At 65.1% G+C, this 773-nt stretch carries 1 protein-coding gene; it reads left to right on the top strand.

The genetic code is table 11. The annotated features are described in order from the left end of the window. A partial coding sequence (locus N879_RS12975) for an AraC family transcriptional regulator (protein ID WP_022983387.1) occupies positions 1 to 773 on the top strand: 773 nt, incomplete at both ends.

The following is a 773-nucleotide window of genomic DNA, read 5'->3' as shown; positions in this document are numbered from 1 at the left end:
GACGAATTCTTCGGCATGGACCCGCGACGCCTGCGCTCGGGCAGCTTCGTCTTTCTCAGCCGCAGTTGCATGCAGCAGCCGACGCTGGAGAAGGCTCTGGTGCATGCGCTGGAATTTCTCGGCCTGGGTCTGGAAAACCTGCGCGGCAAGCTGATCCGTAGCCAGAGTCTTGCCGAAGTGGTGTTGCGCGAGCGCAACGCCGAGCCGGCCCGGGCGTTCTGCTACTTCACCTACTGGATGCTGCTGCACGGGCTGGCCTGTTGGCTCGTGGGGCGGCGCATTCCCTTGCTGGCGGTGGAGTTGCGCTGCGCCGAGCCGGAGTACACCGACGACTACCGGGTCATGTTCTCCGATAACCTGCGCTTCGCGCGTCCTTCGACGCGCATCATCTTCGCTGCCGAGGTGCTCGATCTGCCGATCCGTCGCAGCGAGGCGGAACTGCGCAGTTTCCTTGCCGAGGCGCCGGCCAACATTCTGGTGCGCTACCGGGACCATTCCAGCCTGGCCAGTCGCATCAAGCAGCACCTGCGAAGCCTCCCCGCCGAGCGCTGGCCGGACAGCGAGACACTGGCGCAGGCACTGTGCATGTCGGCCTCGACGCTGCGTCGCCGTCTGGCAGAAGCGGGGCAGCCTTACCAGGCCATCAAGGACGGCCTGCGTCAGGAAATGGCCACCGAGTGGCTGGCCGACGCCAGCGTCAGCTATGGCGAGATTGCCGAGCGACTGGGGTTTGCCGATGTCAGCTCGTTCTACAAGGCCTTTCGCAAGTGGAC

The organism is Alcaligenes sp. EGD-AK7 (assembly GCF_000465875.3).
GTDB lineage: Bacteria > Pseudomonadota > Gammaproteobacteria > Burkholderiales > Burkholderiaceae_B > Alcaligenes > Alcaligenes phenolicus.
The sequence above is the reverse complement of the archived record's forward strand: the minus strand, read 5'-3'. Positions and strand labels throughout refer to the sequence as shown.